The organism is Candidatus Bathyarchaeia archaeon (assembly GCA_035935655.1).
In the GTDB taxonomy this organism is placed as follows: domain Archaea; phylum Thermoproteota; class Bathyarchaeia; order 40CM-2-53-6; family 40CM-2-53-6; genus 40CM-2-53-6.
Genome location: DASYWW010000015.1, coordinates 68,580 through 83,399, shown reverse-complemented (window position 1 = coordinate 83,399; position 14,820 = coordinate 68,580). Strand labels below are relative to the sequence as shown.

At 51.9% G+C, this 14,820-nt stretch carries 13 protein-coding genes; 6 read left to right on the top strand and 7 right to left on the bottom strand.

The genetic code is table 11. From position 1 onward, the window contains the following. Positions 1-207 precede the first annotated feature (207 nt). Positions 208-2,463: a hypothetical protein gene (locus VGS11_03635; protein HEV2119189.1), complete on the top strand. Its 2,256-nt coding sequence runs from the start codon at positions 208-210 to the stop codon at positions 2,461-2,463. A gap of 69 nt (positions 2,464-2,532) precedes the next feature. On the opposite strand, the gene VGS11_03630 is transcribed toward VGS11_03635, so the two are convergent. Next, the gene (locus tag VGS11_03630; protein ID HEV2119188.1) at positions 2,533-3,462 is read right to left on the bottom strand and encodes a hypothetical protein; all 930 of its coding nucleotides are present in this window, start codon (positions 3,460-3,462) and stop codon (positions 2,533-2,535) included. An 852-nt stretch (positions 3,463-4,314) separates the two neighbouring features. On the opposite strand from VGS11_03630, the gene VGS11_03625 reads away from it, so the two are divergent. After that, the gene (locus tag VGS11_03625) at positions 4,315-4,557 is read left to right on the top strand and encodes a hypothetical protein (GenBank protein ID HEV2119187.1); all 243 of its coding nucleotides are present in this window, start codon (positions 4,315-4,317) and stop codon (positions 4,555-4,557) included. 55 nt (positions 4,558-4,612) lie between these two features. Here the strand turns inward: VGS11_03625 and VGS11_03620 are convergent, their stop codons facing one another. Then, positions 4,613-5,737, bottom strand: a complete 1,125-nt coding sequence (locus VGS11_03620; GenBank protein ID HEV2119186.1) for a hypothetical protein — start codon at positions 5,735-5,737, stop codon at positions 4,613-4,615. A gap of 420 nt (positions 5,738-6,157) precedes the next feature. Continuing rightward, a complete protein-coding gene (locus VGS11_03615; protein HEV2119185.1) occupies positions 6,158-6,853 on the bottom strand; it encodes a DedA family protein in 696 nt (231 codons plus the stop codon). A gap of 107 nt (positions 6,854-6,960) precedes the next feature. On the opposite strand from VGS11_03615, the gene VGS11_03610 reads away from it, so the two are divergent. Beyond that, the gene (locus tag VGS11_03610; protein HEV2119184.1) at positions 6,961-7,083 is read left to right on the top strand and encodes a hypothetical protein; all 123 of its coding nucleotides are present in this window, start codon (positions 6,961-6,963) and stop codon (positions 7,081-7,083) included. 103 nt (positions 7,084-7,186) lie between these two features. On the opposite strand, the gene VGS11_03605 is transcribed toward VGS11_03610, so the two are convergent. Continuing rightward, entirely contained in the window at positions 7,187-7,543 is a 357-nt protein-coding gene (locus VGS11_03605) for a nitroreductase/quinone reductase family protein (GenBank protein HEV2119183.1), read from the bottom strand. Between the two features lie 280 nt (positions 7,544-7,823). On the opposite strand from VGS11_03605, the gene VGS11_03600 reads away from it, so the two are divergent. Then, positions 7,824-8,153: a hypothetical protein gene (locus VGS11_03600; protein HEV2119182.1), complete on the top strand. Its 330-nt coding sequence runs from the start codon at positions 7,824-7,826 to the stop codon at positions 8,151-8,153. A 138-nt stretch (positions 8,154-8,291) separates the two neighbouring features. Here VGS11_03600 and VGS11_03595 read toward each other — a convergent pair whose 3' ends face one another. Then, positions 8,292-12,182, bottom strand: a complete 3,891-nt coding sequence (locus tag VGS11_03595; protein HEV2119181.1) for a PKD domain-containing protein — start codon at positions 12,180-12,182, stop codon at positions 8,292-8,294. A gap of 405 nt (positions 12,183-12,587) precedes the next feature. Beyond that, on the bottom strand, positions 12,588-12,800 hold the full coding sequence (locus VGS11_03590; GenBank protein ID HEV2119180.1) for a hypothetical protein: 213 nt from the start codon (positions 12,798-12,800) through the stop codon (positions 12,588-12,590). Positions 12,801-13,182: 382 nt separating this feature from the next. Here VGS11_03590 and VGS11_03585 point away from each other — a divergent pair, with 382 nt between their 5' ends. Continuing rightward, positions 13,183-13,611: a hypothetical protein gene (locus tag VGS11_03585; GenBank protein HEV2119179.1), complete on the top strand. Its 429-nt coding sequence runs from the start codon at positions 13,183-13,185 to the stop codon at positions 13,609-13,611. A gap of 9 nt (positions 13,612-13,620) precedes the next feature. Here VGS11_03585 and VGS11_03580 read toward each other — a convergent pair whose 3' ends face one another. Then, a complete protein-coding gene (locus tag VGS11_03580) occupies positions 13,621-13,824 on the bottom strand; it encodes a hypothetical protein (protein ID HEV2119178.1) in 204 nt (67 codons plus the stop codon). 294 nt (positions 13,825-14,118) lie between these two features. Here VGS11_03580 and VGS11_03575 point away from each other — a divergent pair, with 294 nt between their 5' ends. After that, positions 14,119-14,769 carry a hypothetical protein gene (locus VGS11_03575; protein ID HEV2119177.1) on the top strand — a complete coding sequence of 217 codons (651 nt, stop codon included), beginning with the start codon at positions 14,119-14,121 and terminating at the stop codon, positions 14,767-14,769. Positions 14,770-14,820 lie beyond the last annotated feature (51 nt).

Sequence of the window (14,820 nt, the reverse complement as noted above, 5' to 3'; positions counted from 1 at the left end):
TAAAATAGAGCTGAAAAGGATGCCCCTCCGTAATAGGCCCGTGCAGAAGCTCATGCAAAAGTCGACTAATGCTGTTCTGCTTTTTCACATAACTCTTAAAGCAGCAACTTGCCGATTTACAACTAGTCTTGAGTCACGTGTACCTCTAAGGTCTTATCAATGATTATTCCGGTTAGTCGCATTTTTCACCTCCTGAGGACACGTGCGGTGCATTTCCTTGGGCTGACCGAGGGGCCCTCTGCAGGCGTGGGAAAGGGACCGAGACTAGGGCTGGTGCTCTCAGGAGTCTTCCTCGTATCTGTTGGGCTACTCGTCATTCTCATCTCCAGCCTTTTCGTCGTCCTCGCAATTCCCATTCTTTTGTTTGGAGCGTACAACCTGACGAATTCAAGGAGGAAGGCGTTGTCTCTTGGCAGGTCAAATCTGCTCGCGCTTTCAGGCCATCTCTGTGCAACAGTTGTCCTCTACTTGCTCTTTACTAGAATTCTCTGGGTCTCCTATGTGACAGACAGCATAGTAGCGTCATACATGGGGGTCTTGAAAGTCATGGCATTGCAAAACCCTTACGGATACTCGATCAAACCCTTTCTCGACCGGTTCAACTTTTCTCCATCCTTCTATACGCCTAGGGTGGACGGCTCGTTTGAGTTTCATCTGAACTACCCCGCGCTAAACTTTCTTTCGCTACTTCCGTTCTATGCTGCGGGACTCCATGATTTGCGTGACGGTGTGTTCGTATTCCACGTCTTGTCGATCCTTCTGATTTTTGGGCTGGTTCCTTCTCGCCAGAAGGCGCTGAGTCTGGCTCCCTTCGTCTTCTTCCCTCCGTTTATTGCATCAAGCTACACTGATAGCATCTGGGCATTCTTTCTGCTCGCTAGCACTGTTCTATGGTATCGAAACCGTAGCATGGGCCTCTTGATGGTAGGGCTGGCGGGCGCAACCAAGCAAATTGCTCTTGTCGCAGCGCCGTTTCTGCTTATCCGTCTATTTCAAGAAGGAGGTACCTCAAGGCTGAAAAATACAGCAATTGGCAGCCTCGCGTTATTAGCGGGTTTTTTGGGCCCAAACATTCCCTTCATACTTTCATCGCCTTCGCAATGGTGGCTCGCAACAATTGCCCCTTACCTCCCAGGTGGTTCCGTTGAGGTTCCAGGAGGAATTGGGCTGTCCGGGATTCTCCTCCAACTGGGATTGGCGCCTCCGCCGCTTTTCTTCGTCGTCCTGATGGGCCTCGCTGGCATGGGATCACTATTTCTGTATGCGACGCGATATTCTGGGTCAAGGTTCTACGTCTGGATCTTCCCAGTCGTCGTGATGTTCTTCTACTATCGATCGTTTCCGAACTACATCTTCTACTGGGTCTTTCCACTAGGGTTTGAATTCTTCAGAAACAGGCCCGCTCGCCCGATCTGGCACATCTCTTCCTTCTCCAGCATCCCTTGGCACCCGGCGATTGGTGGGCGTTTACGTTCCCTGCCCGGAAGGTTGAGGATTCCCCTTCTTACAGGGCTTCTCCTCAGCACGGTGTTCGTCAGTGCTTACGGGGTCTATGTCTCAAACTCACCCCCCCCTCGGGTTGAAGTTCGAATAAACTCCGTTTCGGACCCGGACGGAATAGGCGCCGCGACTCTCTTGAACATAACGCTCGACAACCAGACCCCGAAACCCGTTACTCCCTCCTTCTTTGTCTATTGGTTGTATCTACCATTTCTGTGGTCTTCGAACTCTACAATGATCCTCCGACCATTTTCCACTGCCTCGTACCTTGTGGCATCAACCGATGGAGTGGGAGCTGTGCCACGGTTGACGAGCTTCAGGGTCTACCTCTACGATGCAAGTACGGGAAGCCTTGTAGGTGAGTCCGCCCCCGTGCGTGCGGATACTCCTCTTCCACCCGTAGCGAACTCTCACTTCCGATGGTGGACACTCGACATAGGTGCAGGCGTCAAGGTCCCGTTCGGCTGGAAGCTGACCAAGACCAACACAGACTCATTGACATCAGAGATACGAGGCCTAGATCACAACCAGACGACAGGGGTAACACTTCAACTCAACTATACAAGTTCAGCAACCAACCTTGAGAAGATGATGCTCTCTCAGAAGATTCTTCTCAACGCTACAACCGTGAACCTAACACTATTCGATCCTGCAACATCAAGCATTGGCAGCCGAGCAGCTATCGGAGTAACAGTGACTGACGGCGCTCACCAGCTTTCCTACATCTTTTCCAATAGCACGGCAAAGCCTACGTTTGCCCCCTCCGGATACAACGCGACATCCCTAATTCCAATCGCGGCGTCTACCTGGACCTCGATTTCCATAGATGCAAACCAGGCTTGGGAGGCTCAAGGCTGGACCGTTCCTAACCTGGTGACCTTCACCATATTTCTTCAAGCCGGCAGTGTAGGTCTCTACTCAGCTAACATTCGAGAAGTAACATACGAGTCCTCTGCAAAGTAACCCGCAGATTTCCTAATCCTACTTTCCAGCAGTTGTGGTCCCAACCGCAACCCTAGAAGCGTTACCCGATTATTGAACGGTCAGGCTAATTGAGAACGAATGGGAAAATGTACCGCTGGTAGCTAGGGCAAATATCGTGTAACCTCTCCGAGGCGTCAAGCCTGACGTTGACACAGTAAGTAGTAAACTTGCTGTCCCGCCGGATGTTAGAGTAACCATCGTCGGATTCAGCGTCGCCGTAGGACCGTTCCCGACGATTGGTGAAACCGTTGCAGTGAGGTTCACCGCTCCTGAAAAACCGCTCACGCTTGATAGGGTCAGGGCTGACGTTGCGGAGGATCCCTGTGAAACGGTTATGGAGGTCGAATTCCCTGTAATGGTAAAGTCCTGCGGAGGCGGAGATGCAACCAGCAAGAATGCTTGGACCGAGTGCGATAGTTTTCCACTATACCCTGTCAAGTTCATTGTGAAGGTTCCCGTTGGGGTGGATGTTGGAACGTACACTGTCAGCGTCGAGCTGCTGGTTCCCGTGAGCAGTGAGACAGAGTTCGGGTTCGCAGCCGCGGATATCGTAGTCGTAGCTGGTGGTGTGGCATTCAGGTTCACACTTCCCGCAAATCCGTAGGTGCTGGAGAGCTTGATCGCAAAAGTGGCGACTGACCCACGGCTCAGCGTGAGGGAAGGTGGAGTCAGCGCGACGCTAAAGTCGGGGGCGTTTGGACCAGCATACGAGGCACCGTGAATCAAGGACGAGGAGGCATACGCGCCGCCAGCTATTCCGATGAGGAGAACTAGTAACAGAGTGTATACTGGGATGGGCCGCTTCAATTGGTCTACTTTGACTGCGCCGCTCTTCCCGAATCGAACTAGTGCCCTAAAAGGGCGGGCTAGCGCGGCAATTAACGGCCATAGGGCAAACGGTCTCTGGATCCTCTTCAGAGTCAGAACTAGCCTGAGCCGTTTCGCTCTTCGTACAATTCTGATAATCTCGAATGACAAGTGATCTGGTTCGACATTCTCTGTTTAGGGCTCTTTGGAGTTCTGTTCCATTGGATTGGGATCATTGGGAACGCCCACCGGGCATGAGTTGAAAGTGGTAAGCTACGAAAGCACAATTCGCCGTGTCGACACAATTCATGATTAGACAGTGAATGATGATCTCGGTGGAATGCTTGGATTCATCAAATGTCCTAGAGCCGGCCGTCGAGTTAGCCTGCGGAGGGGCTCATGATCTAGGATAGGCGACTTGATCGCGATCAACTGAGCCATAACCTAGGTTGAATTTTGTATCTCCAGGAATCGCGGTATCGCAAAAGGTTAGTCCGTCACCGATACAAGTGGTCGAACTTATATCGCGCCATCCATACGGGTGTCGAAGCGAGGTTCTTGGAGAAGGAAAAAGGCCCCCTCAGTGGAGACGATAAAGTCGTCTAAGTTTATGCAATCTCTCGGAGACTCCGCGTACACAAAGTTGCGAAAGATTGCTAATGAGAGGGATATCACGGTGCAAGAACTGATCAGAGCTATTGTAATACCGGATTGGCTAAAGACGACGGAAATGCATAATGGAGGGGAGGGTCAGTCGTCAAGGCATCGAAAACTGGTTTCCAGGTCGCGGGCCAAGACCCCCGTTCCCATTGCGATGACGCCAAAGTCGAAAAAGAAACAATAGCTCGTTCTAGCCACGAATAGCTGTGACACCAAACAGCAACGGAGTAATGTTTGCGCGGTTGGTTGAATGACCAAATATTCGTGCTTGGAACTTCTTTGTCTCTAATTGGTATTCTTTCCGAGAAGTGTTCGGTAACTATAGGCTAAAGAGCCTATTTCTGACCACTGACGCTGTCAGCAATGCCCGAGACGAAGGCTAGCAAAGACTGGGTCCCCTTCTCCAAGCAGATCAGACTGGACGAAAGTGATTGGGCAGTGGTCGATGCGCTTTACGAGGACTATCGCAATCGCGAGGGAGTTATTTCTAAGGCTGACTTTATCCGAAAGCTACTCCTCACCGGCGCGCGCTCGCAGCTTCTTTATCTTCGGCAACATTCGCCTGCCTCTCTTTCCCGGGTAGCAAAGACAAGCGGGACTAACTAAGCTAGAAAAGTGGCTAGTCAGTCAAACTCGGAGAACACCGTTTTCTGTCACTTGCCTAGGGAATACGGACAAGGAATGTGAATTGGCTGTTCAGTTTCGTTGTGACAGTAACGGTGTAGGTGTGACCGCTGATGAATTGTTGGAACGCGAAGGGTATTCCACTATAGGTGCATGATTCGCAGCTGACCCCGATGAAGATCGTTGCAGGAGTAGAGCTTCCAGGAAGTACGGTGGTCCCTGTCCAATTGGCAAGTGCCCACGATGCTCCATTACCATCTGATATGGTATACGCTTGGAGCGTTATCGGGGTATTACCATTATTGCGTAGAAACAATGTCAGACCAGTGGGTGAAAGGACGGAAAACCCGGACAGTGTCAAAGACTCGGGAACAGGGTCTACAACATTTACGACCAATACACATGTGTGACTGACATTTCCGTTCACACCAGTTACCGTAATATTGTATTTTCCCAACAGAGTCGAAGTGGTGGCTGATACTTGCAAGGTTGTATAGGACGTCCCTCCGGGCGTAAGTGTCATCGGATTCTGACCTCCCATCACCCCCAGAAATCCGAAGGGCATGGTCGCAGAGAGAGTTACTGATCCACCGAAACCGTTTTTGCTGTCGAGGATAATATTTGTAGAATTGGTCATTCCTGCTACAACATTAATGGAGTAGGGGTAGGCGTAAAGATCGAAATCAGCCAGTAAATTCACGACAACGGTCAAAATCGTTGAGCTGGAAACCACCCTTCTCCCAACCGCAGAGATCCCTGTAATGATTATGGTGTATGTTCCAATCGAAGCATTCTTTGCGGCTTGGATCGTAATTGTAGAAGTCGCTGTTCCTCTGGCAGGCACAATGACATTGCCTTGGCTGAATGTGACCTTCAAACCTCCTCCAGGCGACTGTGCTGCAAGCGAAACAGTTCCGGAATAGCCTTGAATGCTTACGATCGAAACCGTTGAAGTTACATTCATACTTTGGTGAACCATAACTGAAGAAGGGCTGATTGTCAGCACGAAGCTCCCGGTAGCTCTTCGGGCGTCGCTGAAAGCGAAGGGCAGAACGGTTCCGCTAACCGAGAATGAGCCGAACGTGAAGATTAGAAGCAGGACTAGTGCTTTGACTGGGACCCGCTTCTTGGATAGAGTCGTGGTGCATTCCTCCGAGCTCAACCCTTGTGCTATGTATGGTCAGATCGCCACTATACGGCTCCTGTAACCAGACAGCTGAGGCACTGCTTCTAGACACGGCTCTCACGTGGGCGTTCGGCTCACGCTCGCGGCTCATCCTATTACGGTCTTCGGCCAAACACACATTTTGCCGTCGGCGTCTTTGTGGCCGTGGTAGCGATAGGCGGCCTGTTGATACCCTTTGAGTTCGCACCGTTCGTCGTGTTTTGAGCAGATGGAGTCGCATTGCAGCAACTCTTCAGCGCTTCTACTTTTTTCCATTGGGGTAGTCCAGAGTCCGGTTTGTTAAGATATTGTAGTTAGGTCTATCCGCCTGGAACGTCATTCTTTGATGTAGCGGTTGCGTACAAAGCAGTTCCAGTACCAGGTTCTCGATTTTTCGAAATGCCGAAATAGAGACGTCTAGGTTGCGAAAGTGCCTGTGTTCGGATTCTCCTCTTTGCGGCTTCTTCTCAGGAGAAACAACAGGGCCAGAACGATTCCCCCTAGGGCTGCGTAACCAATCAAAGGCAGAGTCGCATCCAAACTGCTAACAATTGAAGCATAATTCTGGCCCGCGAGAACACCTAGATAGATGAGGATGATATCCCATATGACTATGCCGACCGTCGAGAACGCTAGGAATCGGCCGATTCTCATCTTGGCCACGCCAGCTGGGAACGCTATGAGCGTTCGAAGAAGTGGGACAAATCTTGCAAGTAAGACCGCCGCGCTACCGTGTTTCGCGAACCATCTCTCAGCTATCAAGAGATGTCGTTCGCTTAGCTTGATCTTCTTCCCGTACCGGAGTACGGCAGATCTGCCCAGATAGTATCCAATCCCAAAGTCGACTATTGTTCCTACGAGGCTTCCGAGAGTCGCTGCGGCAACGGCGGCCCAAAACTCGAGGCGGCCTTGGTATACCAGGAAGCCGGTCAGCGGTAGAACGACCTCGCTGGGAACTGGAAGCGTTGCGCCCTCAAGTGTCATTAGAAAGAATACTCCCGTATAGCTCCATTGAGAGAGCAAGTTCAGGGCGATATTGAATATCGTGACGTTCAGGCTCAAAGTGCTCTGCCATCCGCGAAACAGGGGCCTTTCAAATCCTTTAGGCTCCATCCGAGCAACCTCTAGGATCAACTCGAGATGGACAGTGCTTCTCACTGAGATCCTAAGGTAACTGTTTTAGAGTTCGATCGAAGGTTTGTCCAACGATGACTCACCGTGTGCATGAGGAAGGCACTTCCGGCAAGGTCATACTATTCCTAGTGCTCGGAGTTTTCCCAGCGATCTTCATGTTGATTGTCTTGGTTCTGGGACCAATGCTCGGATTGCGGTTCGGGGCTTGAAATTCGAGCTCAGGGGGGAAGTCCGCTCAATCTTGAGCAGAAGATTGAGTAGACCGAAGAGGCATTCTCCCAGGAGAGGGCAATCATAAGTGACTTCGTGGTTTCAACCGAGTCGTAGGGCAGTGGCTACGTTCGGATTCGGATAGTATTTCTTGATGTCGGAAGCTCCGTACTTCGTGTTAAACAACTCGATGACTTCGTTAACCTGTCTTTTCTCGGTTAGCACTGAAAGTTTGCCCTCGAAGGTCTGTCGGTCCGCGCGGATCTTCACCTGGGGGTTCCGGACTATGTTCTTGTACCATTGCGAATCTGTACCCGTAACAGGGAGTAGCAACACATCAGATCCCCTTAGGACGAACCAAACGGGACGAGGAAGAGACTTCCCACTCTTTCTACCCCTAACGGTCAGCTCTATCTCCTTCTCTTTCTTCAACTTGGCGAGTATGGCTTCCGATTTCAACTTGGGAGCATATGTCGACTCCATCTCTGAATGAAAAAGGCTCCGTTGATCCATGGAAGTCGCGGTAACTCGGTGGCAAGCCGCTTCGCCCTGACGTTGACTAGAAAGTTTCAATCCTTCTCCCATCATGGATTCAGACTAGTCACATACGCCAGCCAGGTCAAATTCCAGACAGGTCCTTCCTGAGCCCTGTCCGTCTAGGCCCAAAACCTCGACCTGAACGGATAACTGGGATCAGCGTGTGCCTGGTAACTTTACGCTTAAGCTAGGCCGTCGTTGGTTGACCTTAGTGACGGCCTTGCGACGGATCGCAATTCGTTCGGGCGTTACGGATCTCTCGATGCAGGAGTCTAAGTTGACATCGGTTCCATCAAACCACCGGCCCTTTCACGAGTTTCCGGTCGCTACCCTCGATGAGTTGGTGAAAGAGCTTGAGATCACCGGCCAGGGAATTGACGTCCTTACCGTCGAGGGGATCCCCCACCTAGTCTGTGGAAAACTTCTAGCTAATGTTCTAGTCCAGACCGAGGCTGTCAAACGCGTGCCTGGAGATCTCCTCGCCATCTACCAGTACTGTCAAGGCTGCAGGGTAGCTGTTCGGGTCCTCTAGTTGAGACGGCTTGGAACTTCGTAGCGGTTCAAGCAAGACTCGGAGAAACGCCCCGTACTTCCGGGCGACTTTCAGGGCCCAGGCTTCGGCCTCAAATGCGCGACCGAGAACCGGTTCACGACTTTACGTTGACCAAGACTAGTCTTGCCGAGTTAATCTCTTCATTCTCCTCTTCGTGTGCTCCAAACTTGCGCGCGCTTTGATAGTCAAGAGAGCAAGCGATGTGACCAGACCAAGAAGGCCGCCTATCAAAAGCAGCCACATGCTGTTGGAGATTGCAGGAATGCCGCACAAGAGACAGCCGCCGCTCGAGCTTCCACCCGAGCTTCCAGGTGACCCTCCACCCGGCGGAGCAGTTGCTGCTCTGTCTACTTGGATGCCCATAGCATGGGTGGTTGTCACCGGAGGGGTGCTGTCATCAGTGGCAACGAAGGTGATCGCGTAGTATCCTGTCTGGCTGGGACTGGGTTTCCATGAGAAGAGCCCAGTTGATGAGTCGAATGCCGCGCCCGGGGGTAGCTGTGATGCTGACAGAGTGACTATTCTTGCGGGATTGGAGCTTGTTGCGGTAACCGTGAAGTTGATCCATGTCCCCGAAGTCACTGTTTGGTTTCTTGGGAGTGCGAGAGTAAGGGGGCTCGGAGCTTGTACGTTGACGGTTGTTGTTGCCAAGCTGTTCGCTTGGGGTGAGGCGGAGTCCGTAATTGTCAGCGTGACTGCGTAAGATCCTGCGGCTGAATATGCGTGGCTTGGGGACCTTCCTGTTCCGGTGGCACCATCGCCGAACGAGAACGAGTAGCTGTAGGGCGCGACTCCTCCTATTGCCGACGCGGTGAAGATTACCGGTTGGCCTACTTGTGGAGAGGAGAGAGAGGCTCTGACGGTAGCAGAGAGTGGGAGGGTTGTGTAGACAGTTACAGATTGTGAGCTTGTGGCGGTTTGCGCGGGAGATGACGAGTCAGTTGTGGTTTCTGCTACTGTGAACGTTTGGGCGGTAGTGAATGCATGGATTACTGTGCTTCCGGTGCCTGTTGATCCGTCCCCGAAGGTCCAGCTGATCGTGTACGGTGACGTGCCGCTTGTTGTTACGGCGGTAAAGGTGACTGGTGTGTTGACAAGAGGAGTTGAGGGGAGGAATGTAAATCTGGTCGACAACGGTGGGGGTGGTGTTACGGTCACAGTCTTGGAGCTGGTGGCCGTCTGGGATGGTGTGGATGAGTCAGTAGCGGTCTCGGTCACGGTGAATGCTTGGGCGCTGGTAAATGTGTGAACAATGGAAGCTCCAGTGCCAGTTCCTCCGTCGCCGAAGTTCCAGTTTACCGAGTATGGGGCAGTTCCTCCGGTCGTTGTAGCTGTAAATGTCACGGGGGAGTTTACAGTCGGGCTTGTTGGTTGGTATGCAAAGCTAGTTGAGGGTGCGGGTGGCGTCGAGACCGTTACCGTCTTTGAGCTTGTGGCGGTTTGCGATGGGGAAGAGGAATCGGTAACTGTTTCAGTTACAGTGAAAGATTGAACAGTGGAATAGGTGTGAGCTGTTGAAGCTCCCGTTCCCGTTGAGCCATCTCCGAAGCTCCAGCTAATGGTGTAAGGAGAAGTTCCGCCAGTTGTTGTGCTTGTGAAAGTCACGGGTTTGTTCACAAGTGGGTTGCCGGGTGAGACGGTGAAGCTTGTCGAGAGTGGAATTGGACCAGCGTTGAGGCCCAAGTTGTACCAGTCAACGTTGACAGCGTTGAGGAGGTAACCTTCCGTTCCAATCTCAATGCCCTGTAGTGTACACTGAGTGTTCGATGGAAGTCCCCATGCGGCAAGGTCTCCTTGACAAAGCTGCGTAGCATCGGCAGTGAGTGTTCCAGTCTGTCCAGGGTTCACTTGCAGAGTTACAATGTCCCAGCCGAAAGAATCTCCGGGGTCGTATGTCGCTATACTTCCTATCGGACTGTCCGTGCCGCCGATGTTTTCAACGCGAGACTGGGTGTCCAACCACGAGTAAGTCGTGCTCCCGGATGTGGAGGTGGGAATCTGATAGTAGAGTGCAATGTAGAGGTGATATCTAGAACCGGAGAGAAGACTTCTGCTAAGAAAGTTGAACGACACCGTCACACTGGTTATTCCTGGTGGGAGTGCGGTGCCCACTGTCGAGTGCCAGGGAAAGGTTCCCCGTTGGCCGGTGCAGTAGCCATAGCTGTTCGATCCGCCTCCGGGTGTCGATTGCCGGGTTTGCAATACTCCGTTCGAAATCGTCTCCGTTCCGCCCGGGCAGTTGTTGATGAACCAAGTATTGTCGAAATTTCCTGTGATCGATGATGATACGACTGCGGTGTGAGTGGCTGTTGCCGTCTGCTGGGGTGAGGACGAATCGGTCACGGTCTCTGTGACGGTGAACGATTGGGCTGTAGTGTATGTGTGAGTTGCTGTCGCGCCTGTTGTAGTCGCGCCATCACCGAAATTCCAGCTGACTGTGTAGGGTAGGGTCCCGCCCGTAGTAATTGCAGTGAAGGATACAGGGGAATTGACTGTGGGGTTTGCTGGAAGGAACGTAAAGCTCGTCGAAAGTGGGAGTGAAGCTAGGACTGGGATCGCTTGTGTGCTGGTCGCCGTCTGTGTCGGTGTTGAGGCGTCTGTGGCTGTCTCGACAACGGTGAACGACTGGGCTGTCGCGTACGTATGGGTGGGCGTAAGTCCTGTTCCAGTTGCTCCATCACCAAAGTTCCAGTTTACCGTGTATGGGGCTGTTCCTCCTGTCGGTAGGGCGGTGAAGGTGACAGGCGAGTTAACGGCTGGGCTTGATGGTAGGTAGGTATAGCTGGTCGTCAAAGGCGGTGGATTTGTAACTGTCACCGTCTTGGAGCTTGTAGCACTCTGCGAGGGTGATGACGAGTCCTTTGCTGTTTCAGTGATGGTGTGGGATTGGAGACTTGTGAAGATGTGCGTCAGTGACGCTCCCGTTCCTGTTGTGCTATCTCCGAAGTTCCAGGTAATTGTGTAGGGCGATGTTCCGCCGGTTGTTGTCGCTGTGAATGTGACGGGGACGTTTACTATCGGAGTCAAGGGAGAGATTGTGAAGCTTGTCGCCAGTGGTGGAGGGGTCGAGCTTCCGAAGACATCCGTCATTGTTTGGGCTGCAGCATCGATCGTGTTTATAGTTGGGAGAGCCCAGTTGTTTTCGATCAGATGCAGGATGGAATATTCGTCGTAGGCATTGTTGACTTGTGAGGTGAATCCTGCGTTTATTCCAGCGTGTGGTCCGTACCAAACGTTTGGCGTGTCACCGTTCGAGTTGCATCCTGAACCGCCATTGCTTGCCCCGCATTCGTCCCACCAGAGTAAGAGAAGAACTCTCTTTCCAGAAGTGAATAGGTTGCTTGCAAAAAGTGATCCTGCTGAAGGACTTGAAACTGTTCCGCTCCCAACGAGGAAGTTTTGCACATAGGTGTCTCCAGAAGCCACAGAATTATCGTGCATGTTGTGGCCGTCGGTGGGAGTGTACCAGAGTAAGTTGGGAGGACTCGCGGAGTTGGCCGCGGCGATGAAATTCGCGGTTGAGACGCTACTGCTTGTGAATATGTTTGGACTGCTACTTGTGGTCGCGAATCCTGTGAATGGGAAGTGATCGTTCCCTCTTGGGCATCCACTCTCACAGTATGCTTGCCATGTCAGGCCGGCAGCTGCCATTCGATCAACGATCGTAGGACCAGGCAAACAGCAGGAATAACCGTCAGAGATGCTGTTGTCGGCTCCAATTAGTGCGGTGTAGCATCCCGCAGAACATCCGTTTACACTTCTACCAGCCGCTCCATAACCCTGATAGTGCGCCAAATTAGCGCTCACAGGAACGAGTTGACCGTTTATGAACGGGGCCTGCGAAGAGGAACCAATAACGTCCTGATATCCTGTGTTTTCCATAGCAATTATGACTATGTTGTCGAAGTTGGTTCCAGTTGCCGCTTGTGCCTGCGGGATGGCAAGAACCGAAGATGCGATTATTCCTATGATCAGGATGCTCGCTAGTAGGTGAACTCTCAACATCATGGTCCTCCAAGTTTGACCTCAGCTACGGAGAGCTGCGGGTACGAATCTAATGATACGATTGCTGTTTTCATTCTCAACATTCCTTCACGATCTCGGGCGTGATGGTTATGGCCCGAGCCGAACGGCCTGCTCGCATTGCCGAGGTAGAACCAGACTCTTTGTTGTGAGCGAGTTCTTCGGCAAGAAACTAGTATAGTACCCATTTCCGCTATAGGTAATGTCGAACTTTTCGGCCGTGGTTCGAGTTCATGTGCCCAGTTACCACTGTAATCTTGCGTGGACTTTGCAAGAGTCCATGCGAGGTTGGATTGGCGTTGAGCGTTGCCAACGCAGCCTGAGCTATTGCTTGAGCTACGCTCTCTTTTCGGAATGACATGGCCGCTTAGTTCGCGGAAGGGCTCTAGACTAAAGTACCGGAGAAACAGCAGGGCCGGAATAGAAGCCCAGTCTTTCTGCTCGCGTCTCTACTCCGTAGAGTATTGTTTCAATGGGGGCCGCTTCGACCCGCGAGGCTGAGTCTATCGTGTATCGTAGGAAGAGTTTCAGGAAAAAGAACTCGTCCCCAGCGATCGAAGAGCCTCGAGGCTCAGCGGTTGGAGGAACTACTAACGACTCCATCGCTCCAACTGTGCAGTGGCTGATCTTTGTTTATAACATGTATGGTACAGTGGCTGGTCAGCGCTCTTCGTATAGCGATAGCTGTCCCGGTGCAACCGGAGTAGCCCTCGGACAGATGCGACAAAATGCCGTAGCCAACTCAAACAATGCGTGTGTCGTTGCTTTGAGGCTAGCCCCCGGGGGATTGTTTGAGCGAGTGATCTTAGACGATGTCCCACGATGCCTCTTAGGTCGAGAGGATACTTCGGTTAGGGGAGATCGAGGTTGAAGTGAACGGAAAATTGGCTTTTTCCCGGGGCCCGGTGAGTACCAGGCATTAGGAACAAGTGTTCCAGTATTTTGACATAATCGACCAAACCATCAGAGGAACAGAGGACGAGTCGTGGCTCAGGCTATTCGGCGTTACTGGTCGAGCGTTCCCGGATTTGCAAGGATTCTCTTAGCCGTTCAAGCAATCGTTATCGTCGGCCTTGCGGGCTGGGTCTACAATGAGTACCTAAACAATCAGTATCTTCAGGTGTACATGTATGGCCTTCTCGCTGGAAGAGAGTCCATGCTTGCGATTGTAGGCTTTGGAGGCCTGGTTGGAACGGCACTGATCGGGATCCTTCTCAAAGCGGGGAATATTCTCGGAGAAATTGAACACCTTTCAGAAAAGGTCGAGGCCGGGTCCGACATGAAAACAGTAGGCGTGCAAGAGTCATCCCCAATGCCAGTTCTCAAAATTGCGCGCCCCGAGACTAGGGATGAGATTGGCCAATTGCACGGTTCTATGCAGAGATGGAAAAAGCGCTCAAACTACGAAGAATAAGCCCGAGAGCTACTCCTTGAGTTCAAGCTCTCTTAGTAATTTCTTGTAATGAGTGTTTATGATCTCCCAAAGTCTATCTTTGTTTTCCCCGGTCACCGTTTCCCGTTCAAAAGTGATCTCTAGTGCTTGGTCTGGAAGCTTGAACCCGTCTATTCTGATCTCCGGAAGTCTCGCCTTCAGCAAGTCCTCGTTTATCGTATCTTGAAGCTGCATCAGCTTCCTAGGATTTGGCAAGTCGTAGCAACCGAGAATTTCGGCATTGCATTTCAATATTTAACCCCCTGAGCCTAATCGAGAATCGCTTCAAAGCGCGAGGTTCTAGAGTGTTCCCGAGTCGGGCAAAAAACTTGACTCAAGCGCCCTTGGAGCAAGCGGGTGTGATCGACGCTCTGAATTTCGCTCGGAACCTTCGTTTCGATTTTTTCAAAGCCTCACCGAAGAGTTGGCATGTGCAGAGGCGTTGCGCTCGTGGCTGTCCCGCCATGCTATTCGTGAAAAATAAGTACCATGACTAGGCTGCTCTTGTTTCACCACTTTGACATAGGCCCAGAGCCTTCTTCGGAAACAAGGGAGAACTGGCAGGGTTTTCAGTTTATGACTCAGAGTGCCGATTTTCCGGGAAAGAGGTTGACTCCAGGCTACGCCAAGATCGTAATGGCGTTACAGTCGCTGGTGATCGTCTTTTTCGCCTTCTGGCTTGTCGAGGAATACTTGAACAATATCTATTTCCAGGCGTACGTCGGCGACATAATCCAGACTGACGGCTCGCTCATCGCGATTCTAGTCTTCGTTGGCGTGCTGGGCTTGGCCCTGGGGCTTTTCAAAGTTCTAAAATCAACACACCAGCAGATTGGAGCTCTGGCCAATGGGCCGCGAGTTCCCACAATGTCTCCGGTAATGTCAACTCCGAAGCAAGCTGTGGACCTTCACCCGATGGTGGCCGCCCTCAAGGCAGACATGGCCCACCAGGCTTCAATGGAACCTATTCCGCAAGTAGAGATTAGAGAGACCCCACCGCCCCCACCTGTAATGCCCCGGCCAACCACGCCGCCGGAGAGAACTCAGATGGGTACTCCTTCCACTGTGATAACCGGGACCATGCCGGTTTTGAAGAGAGTAAATCCTGACCAGAATAGAGGCCAGAACTCTCAGCAATAAGATTCGAAAGTTATCTCGTGATCAGTTGTCGCACTTGGTTTAGTGAATCAT